Source organism: Zarconia navalis LEGE 11467, assembly GCF_015207075.1.
In the GTDB taxonomy this organism is placed as follows: domain Bacteria; phylum Cyanobacteriota; class Cyanobacteriia; order Cyanobacteriales; family Geitlerinemataceae; genus Zarconia; species Zarconia navalis.
Window position 1 is genome coordinate 1 of the sequence record NZ_JADEXN010000339.1, and the last position, 6,045, is coordinate 6,045.

At 45.8% G+C, this 6,045-nt stretch carries 6 protein-coding genes; 3 read left to right on the forward strand and 3 right to left on the reverse strand.

Translation table 11 applies throughout. The features are described 5' to 3' along the window. On the forward strand, positions 1-192 hold a 192-nt coding region (locus tag IQ235_RS16380; RefSeq protein WP_264322504.1), incomplete at its 5' end, for a hypothetical protein. A 307-nt stretch (positions 193-499) separates the two neighbouring features. Here the strand turns inward: IQ235_RS16380 and IQ235_RS16385 are convergent. The 3 genes from IQ235_RS16385 to IQ235_RS16395 are packed head-to-tail and all read right to left on the reverse strand — an operon-like array spanning position 500 to position 3,161. Beyond that, positions 500-1,375 (reverse strand): substrate-binding periplasmic protein, encoded by an 876-nt coding sequence (locus IQ235_RS16385; RefSeq protein WP_264322505.1) that lies wholly within the window; start codon positions 1,373-1,375, stop codon positions 500-502. A 27-nt stretch (positions 1,376-1,402) separates the two neighbouring features. Then, positions 1,403-2,092: an iron-containing redox enzyme family protein gene (locus tag IQ235_RS16390; RefSeq protein ID WP_264322506.1), complete on the reverse strand. Its 690-nt coding sequence runs from the start codon at positions 2,090-2,092 to the stop codon at positions 1,403-1,405. 28 nt (positions 2,093-2,120) lie between these two features. Then, positions 2,121-3,161 carry a transporter substrate-binding domain-containing protein gene (locus tag IQ235_RS16395; RefSeq protein WP_264322507.1) on the reverse strand — a complete coding sequence of 347 codons (1,041 nt, stop codon included), beginning with the start codon at positions 3,159-3,161 and terminating at the stop codon, positions 2,121-2,123. A 1,341-nt stretch (positions 3,162-4,502) separates the two neighbouring features. On the opposite strand from IQ235_RS16395, the gene IQ235_RS16400 reads away from it, so the two are divergent. Both IQ235_RS16400 and IQ235_RS16405 read left to right on the forward strand, forming a co-directional pair. Next, positions 4,503-5,252 (forward strand): calcium-binding protein, encoded by a 750-nt coding sequence (locus IQ235_RS16400; protein WP_264322508.1) that lies wholly within the window; start codon positions 4,503-4,505, stop codon positions 5,250-5,252. 551 nt (positions 5,253-5,803) lie between these two features. Beyond that, positions 5,804-6,045 (forward strand): hypothetical protein (locus IQ235_RS16405; RefSeq protein WP_264322509.1); only part of this gene is annotated, 242 nt, incomplete at its 3' end.

The window sequence follows — 6,045 nt, forward strand, 5'->3', positions numbered from 1 at the left end:
CCCCAAGCCTGGAACAGCGTCTTCTGGAGCAAAAAATCCCCCTACCACCTGCCTACCAAATTCTTCTACTGCACCGAACGCTACGGCCCGGTGATGGGAGGTGTCTTATTCGGAGCCAAAATGGGAACCTGGCTGTGCCAGTGGGGACAGCTTCAGTTGAATGCCAACCAAAGTACTAACGCCGAGGCGTAAGGGTTTTGGGGCAGGGGAGGCAGGGGAAGATGAATGAATAATGAATAATTAACAATGAGTGAGTCGTTATTCTCCCCCTCTCCCCGTCCTTAACAAGGGAATGCTTTTCACAATCGCTCCGCTCTCTGGTCAAGCGTCAACGAGAATTCAAGGGTTTTGCTCCCCCCCCCTGGTCACTGAGCTTGTCGAAGTGCCCCCAGCTTCCCCAGCTCGATTTCACCAGAATCTAAAAAACCTACACTTGTAAGATTCCCCATTCCCCATCGCTGAAAATGTATAACGATAAAAAATGCGCTTCTGCTAGAAATTACGATGCACTCGACTCCCAAACTTTCTTGACGTGCAGCCAGTTCGCACCGGCTTGTTGCTCCCATTCCCGCAGGCGACCTTGGTAATCGAGGGATTCTAGGCTGCTATTGAAGAAGTTCAACATTTGGTCATCTCCTTTGCGAACGGCCCAGGAAATGGGCGTGAGATTGTACGGAGCGTCGGCAAACAGGTCTTTGACCTGGGGGTTAGCTCGGGCAAATTGCGAGGTGACGTAGGCATCCCCGAGGGCAATATCGGCACGACCGGCAACGACTGCTTGGAAGGCGAGGGATTGGTCGCCACCGGAGAATCGGGTAATTTTTGCGTTTTTGAAATTGGCTTTGACGTATTCGTCGCCAGCTTCCCCTTGGGTCACGGCTACGGTAACTTCAGGTCGATCGATACTTTCGAGGGTGGTGAAGCGGGTTTCGTTAGCTTTAACGATCGCACTGTTGCCTGCGTAGAAAAGGGGTCGGGTGAAGTAGACGGATAAGGCCCTGGGGATGGTGACGAAGGTGGGGGCGATCGAAACATCAAACCGACGGGAGTCGAGTCCGGTTGCAAAACCCGACCAGTTCGTTTCGATAAATTCTGGTGTCCAATTATTGATACGGGCAATCTCTTCGATCGTTTCAACGAAGTGACCGCCTAATTCGCCTGTGGTTTGATTTTTGACGATTGCGGGTGGAAAAACGATGTAGCCAATTTTGAGTTGGCTAGTGGCGATAATTTGCTCTAGGGTTGATGTCTGGGAAGATCGAGCGCGGGTTTGTTGGGCAGAATCTTGGGAACAGGCAGCCACACCGATCGAGAAGATCGTGACGAGTGAAAGAAAGATCGGGAACCATCGATTGCGGAAAGTTTTAAGACCCATTGCGTTCCTCCAAAGAAATTAAAAGTTTTAAACACAGCAATCTGTTGTTTGTTCTTGTAAGTGTTCGATTAAACCACACCACATTTTTGTTTGTATTTTAAAAACAAATTCTTTTGCTCGATGGAAGGCAGTCTCTCCACCTTCTTGTTGTCTAAGCCAAGTTACAACGTCTTCAAACATTTCAAAGTGGTTGGCGACAGCATGAACCTGAAAAAAGCGTAGCCCTTGTTGTGAGACACCGGCTTGTTTCACAACCCGTAGTAGTAATTGGTAATCGGGAATGTCAAAAGCTTCATAGATTGCGATCGCAAACAGAGCTTCTGGAATGGGAGCTTGCCGACAGTATGTTTGCAATGCCCGATTATACTGGGAAGCAAATTCCGGTTCTTCGAGAAATACGTCTTCCCGAGCACCGATAGAAGCTAAAAAATCTCGATACAACTGGTTGTGGCTCTGCCCATTTTTTCCGCCCAATTCTTCGTAAATATTTTTCGCAAGCCCCCCCCACAAAAATTCCCGATCGCAGCACCGCTCACCCACAATAAAGTTAAGGTGGCAGAAGTCATAGCGGACAAAGTGAAACGCTTCAGCAAATCGCTTTAAGCCTTCAAAATCACAAGTCAGACAATACAGAGATTTCTCAACTGCCAATTCTTTAAGAATTAGTTCTTCATCATTGATAATTTTTTCTGCGGATAGACTGAATGAAATTTTCACAACTCGATCGCTTCCTTGAAGCCAAGATTTACGGAATTTGATTAACAAACTTCAAAACCGCATTAACAGACACGGTTAATTGTTCTTCATTAGGGTGAAACGCAAATGCTGGAGACAATGACAAATCCTTCACGCATCGTATATTAAGAACTTGCCAGTTATTTTCATCCGCTACATTTTGACAAAAAATGCTATCGGAGCAGAGAATCGGAATCACATCGCTGTTGTCTGACTCAAAAGCTTTCATGTAACTAATCGCTTTTATTTTGTCGGCACAAGCCTCGCGCTCGTAAGAATTTCCCAGCATGCTGACAACCCAATCTCCGATCTCGTTTTCTATGTAAACCAACCGAACGCGCTTATGTGGTAAATCTTCTAGAAAATCGACATCAAGTTCTGTGGGTAGAGTCACGGCGGTCAGTTTGAGCTTTCCTCCTCGATACCACGGATCGGATAAGCGGTAATCAAACAGTCTCCCTGGTGCGGCCAACATGAAAGGAGCAATTCCATGAACTTTACGTTCGGCAATTGCCAGAGGCATTTCTTGCCAGGTTAAGTACTGCCATTCTGTCTCGATTCCGAGCAAATCGCCGACTCTGTGGGCGCAGTCGATGGCAATACCAGTCGGTTGACCCCCATACCGTTCCGGAGGCTTTGCCCAATATGGATAAACAAGAGTATATCCAAGTTTCCAGGCGCGATGATGAGCGATTTCTTGCCAGCTCGAATTAACTCCCTTCCCCCGAATGCTAGCGCTATAGCCTGCTGCGTCAAGTAGTTCGTTTAACAGACCATCAATTGTGTCAGAAACTGGAAATGGATTGTGGGGAAGATCCTGGCGAATGTTATCTAAGCGACGCGCTAAAAATACTGCGATCCGATTAACAATCGATTTTGTGGGAACGTTTTCGCCCCTGGCCCACCGATAGAACTGAGCTTCTCCCACTTGGATTTCAGCCATGAATTGCTGTTTTGTCCAGTTGGCTTGAACGAGATAGCCTTCTACAGCCCGAACAAATTTTGATTGAGAGACGGCATCTCCCGAACGAGTACGCTTTGGTCGTGCCATTAAGATGATTCACTCTCCTGTTTTTCTTGAGAACCATAGAGTCGCCGTAAGGCTGACTCGCTGTGAGGTGCTAGTCATCTTACTCGCTCGGGTCGCGTGAAGTCGCGCGCGCTAGCCACAGGGTTAGCCCACAAGAGTTTATACCAGATCGTTATCGTGCGATCGCGATCGATGTCAGCATTGACGATCTTAAAAAGACAGATCGATTTGCTGCTTACTTCGAGCCTATCGAACTATACGATCGATCGTCATATATGGATTGCCGTACCTTGGGAGGATCGGGCAAAAAAATTCAAGACAATCGCGAAACGATAGTTCTCTATGTCAGATAAATGACCGATCGCATTTTTCTTTTGTTCCAGAAGTACGGCTAACTGGATATGGGTTCTGGCTTTCAATGACATTTTTGAACGAGCGCGATCGAAATCCTTGTGCCCAAAGGCTTCTAGATCTAACTGATGACAAACCCTAGCGTCCTAACAGATCTGGCGTTTGCGCTCGAACGGCTTCACGATTCGAGCGTTATTGGGGAATGTCTCGGAAAGCGACTGTAAGGGTGATGTAAGGGTAAATGTCTCTTTTACTTCGTTTCACGACAGTCTCAACTATCTTAAAATGAAAAATATGAATTCAAATTTGTTGACAACGTTAGACATCAGCCTATACACTATAAAAACCAAATGAAAAGAGTTCCGCCGAAGCAGAACTCTTCTGAAGTTTATTTCTCTCTCAATATTACTATGAAACTTAACGCTCCGAGCGCGAGCATCGCTTCAGATGCGGGATATTCGGCTGTTCGCGATCGCCTACCCGAAAAACAAGCCATTCGACACCCTATTCCTAATTAACTGACAAAAGTTTTTCCTGTCGGTTGAGTAACGAAAGAAGTAAATTCAAAACAGTGTTTTGTCAGCGCTTTTTTCACTTTATGAGTTTTATGAATTTGCCGTATGAGTTTGACACTCGCAGATGGCTAACACTCATAAGCAATCGATGATTTTAATGAATTGACATTGGCTTTTCTCGATTGAATAATGCTTTCATGTCAGTGAATTCAGACAACATCGATTTTGACTTTTACCGTATCTATTCTAGTGCAGCGCGGCAGCAATAAATGACGAGATCTTAACGTTCGGCTGTACTTCGACAAGACGTTCGGCGAGCGCTCAGTCGAGCCGCTCAGTAACCGCGCTCACGTCGAAGCCTGTGAAAGCCTTATGTACTCTTCGTTTTGTGGAAGCGCGAGCGGTATCGGTTTGGGTCCCGTTCAACTTTCCAAGACGCATTTTTAATTCTGCGTAGCAGCACTAGTTCGTTCATTCTAATCTTGGGGATTTAATTATGGCAGATATTTTTGGAACAGTTGCGAACGACAATCTGATCGGACAACTGGAAAACGATCTGATTTTTGGCTTTGCTGGCGACGATACAATTCAGGGCTTATTTGGAAACGATACGCTCGTCGGGCAAGAAGGTGCCGACATTATCTTTGGAAACTTTGGTAACGATTGGATTTTTGGCAATCAAGGTATCGATATTTTATTGGGTAGTGAAGGGAACGATACGATTGCTGCGGGTCGAGACGACGATATTGTTGGTGGAGATATCGGTGACGATGTTCTCTTTGGCAATATTGGGGTTGATTTTTTAGATGGTGGTATAGGAAGCGATACGTTGTTTGGGGGACAAGATAACGATATTCTCTCTGGCGGTAGCGGAAATGACTGGATGTCTGGAGATCTGGGTGATGACTTTCTCCTCGGTGTCGATTTACTCGCACCAAGTCCTGGATTAGGAGAAGTCGATACTCTCATTGGCGGCCAAGGTTTCGATCTTTTTATTTTAGGTGATGAAGAACGATCGTTCTATCTCGGATCGGGCAATAGGGACTTTGCGACGATCGCAGACTTCGATTTTCGGGAAGATTTTATTGGTGTGCGGGATATTAGCCAAATTGGGCTATTTAATCTCAATCTCGAAGGTCTTGGTCGGGGAGTTGGAATTTTTGAGAATGGCGATTTGATTGGATTCGCTCCCGGACTAGATTCGGGTGACTTACTTTTTAGTCGAGATTTTATTTCCTTAACTTAAGAAATCTCTGGTTTGAGTCGAACGATCGAGCAAAAATAAATCCGGAACACTCGATCGGATTCCTTGACATTTCACGCCAATTCAATCGTTAAGTATCACAGATATTTCCTTTCTTTCCTATCTCTTAAGAAAGAAGAGAACTGCATAGGTTATCCGACACCAGACGTATGTCGATAACAACGGGGTCTGACGGGGGCGATCGTTATCGATAAGAAGATTCGATCGAGCTCCCAAAATATCTGATGGCTTTTCCTTTGACCGATCGCGAAACCTATTGAGGATTATCCGACGAACGCTTCATGATTTCAGCTAAAGTCACAGCGCTTATTTTATTCAGTTTACCGCTATGTTTCAACACAATCTTGAAACCTCAAGATATTCGTTCGCCCGAACAAAAATACGATCGCTGCGTGCAGTTCCCACTAGACTTTCGCTGCGAATTGCATAAGTTTCCCAGCACCAGACGTACGTTAACAACAAGCGATTCGATCGCTTACCATCAGCCACCACACACTATTCCTCATTTACCAATCATAGGAGCTTAATCTACGATGAATTTCGCCAAACTTTTCCCCATCGCCATCCTCCTTCCATCCTTGCTATTCCCAACTGCCATTATTGCCCAAGAAGAAGAACTCAGCCCCACAGAGCGGTTTAATTTGTGTTCCGCATTCCCCCTCAATTCTCGCTGCGAAGGCTATACCGCACCGGTTTCTCTCAAGCAGCGTCCGGGAAAAGAGATGGTATGCCATTTTAACTCGGGTACAACGGAAAAGACTGGCAAATGCAAGGT